The organism is uncultured Campylobacter sp. (assembly GCF_938045225.1).
GTDB lineage: Bacteria > Campylobacterota > Campylobacteria > Campylobacterales > Campylobacteraceae > Campylobacter_A.
This window is the reverse complement of the sequence record NZ_CALINL010000134.1, coordinates 1-1,377: the sequence shown is the minus strand read 5'-3', so window position 1 is coordinate 1,377 and position 1,377 is coordinate 1. Positions and strand designations below refer to the sequence as shown.

Below are 1,377 nucleotides of genomic sequence, written 5' to 3'. Positions count from 1 at the left end.
CGGGGTAGCCGATGCGCTCGGCGTAGAGCTTGATGTTTTCTATCGTTTCGTTGTTTAGCTTTTCGGTGCCGGGCACGATGGGGATGCCGTTTTTATTCATCAGATAGCGAGCGATGTTTTTGTTGCCCATTTTGCGGATGACGTCGGCGGTAGGCCCGATGAAAACCAGCCCCGCGTCCTCGACCTCTTTGGCAAATTCGTAGTTTTCGCTCAAAAATCCGTAGCCCGGGTGTATGGCGTCCGCACCGCAAGCTTTTGCGACCTCAACGATGCGCTTGGCGTCTAAGTAGCCCTTGATCGGGTCGATGCCGATCTGGTAGGCTTCGTCGGCTATTTTGACGTGCAGGCAGTCTTGATCGGGCTTGGTGTAGATGGCGACGTTTTTAATGTGTAGGTCTTTGCAGGCGCGGATCACGCGAACGGCGATCTCTCCGCGGTTTGCGATCAAAATTTTATGTATCACTTGGCTTTCCTTTCTTATCGTTTTTTGAATTTTACTCTTTTTTGCTTGCTGATGCTTGAAATTTGCTTTATATGCTATATTTATGGCGTAAGATAACATAAAGATTTTTTATAGACGATTAAATGCGGCAAATTTAGCGCATAAATTTGAAATTTTATATACTTGCGGTAAATTTAATGCAATAAAATAAGCGAAAAAACGAAATTTTTGTAAATGCGTCAAAAATTATGAAAGATTTAAGAAACCTTTGGCTATACTTCACACTTCTTTTAAAGTGCGCTCGTAGCTCAGCTGGATAGAGCATTTGATTGCGGTTCAAAAGGTCAGGGATTCGAATTCCTTCGAGCGCACCATTTATCCATTTCTTAAGTTTTATTTTTTATTCTTTTCTTTTCACAAATCACGATTTTATCGGGGTTTGAGTTGATTTTAGCCTTTCTTTTGTTTTCTTTGCTTTTTTTCTATTAATTCCTTATTTTTAGCACTTTCATTTGTAAGTGTATCTCTAAGTTCATTTGTTTCTGTGCTTACAATCCCCTCTATATTCTTATTATTCACTCTAGATAACAATGTAAGTCCTAAGGTTATCAAAAATACAGCAACAAGAATCATTATTTTAAACATGTTTTTCTGTATCTTTGTTTCTATCTTAACTTCATCATTTTCTTCAATATTACGTTGGAGTTCTTTCGTATTGTTACTACCATTGACTGAATTAGGTTGAAATTTTTGATATTCCTTCATGGTTTGATAGTCTAGGTCTTTTCTATCCACCACAAAAATCACTTTGTCAATATAGTCCAACTCTGTTGCCAAACGAGCAGTTTTAAAACTAGTCAAAGTTTTCCCAGAACCCGTCGTATGCCAGATATAGCCACAAGCATTGATAGTGCCAAAGTTCTTCATTTCATTAG

General features: G+C 38.8%; 1 protein-coding gene, 1 tRNA gene and 1 pseudogene. 1 reads left to right on the top strand and 2 read right to left on the bottom strand.

The features are described 5' to 3' along the window. A partial coding sequence (locus tag Q0200_RS05215) for a biotin carboxylase N-terminal domain-containing protein (protein WP_297938619.1) occupies window positions 1–463 on the bottom strand: 463 nt, incomplete at its 3' end. Between the two features lie 276 nt (window positions 464–739). Between Q0200_RS05215 and Q0200_RS05210 the strand changes: the two genes are divergently transcribed. Further along, window positions 740–816: transfer RNA gene (locus tag Q0200_RS05210), tRNA-Arg, on the top strand. 274 nt (window positions 817–1,090) lie between these two features. On the opposite strand, the pseudogene Q0200_RS05205 reads toward Q0200_RS05210, so the two are convergent. Then, window positions 1,091–1,377: pseudogene (locus Q0200_RS05205) on the bottom strand (DEAD/DEAH box helicase family protein); the annotation flags it as partial.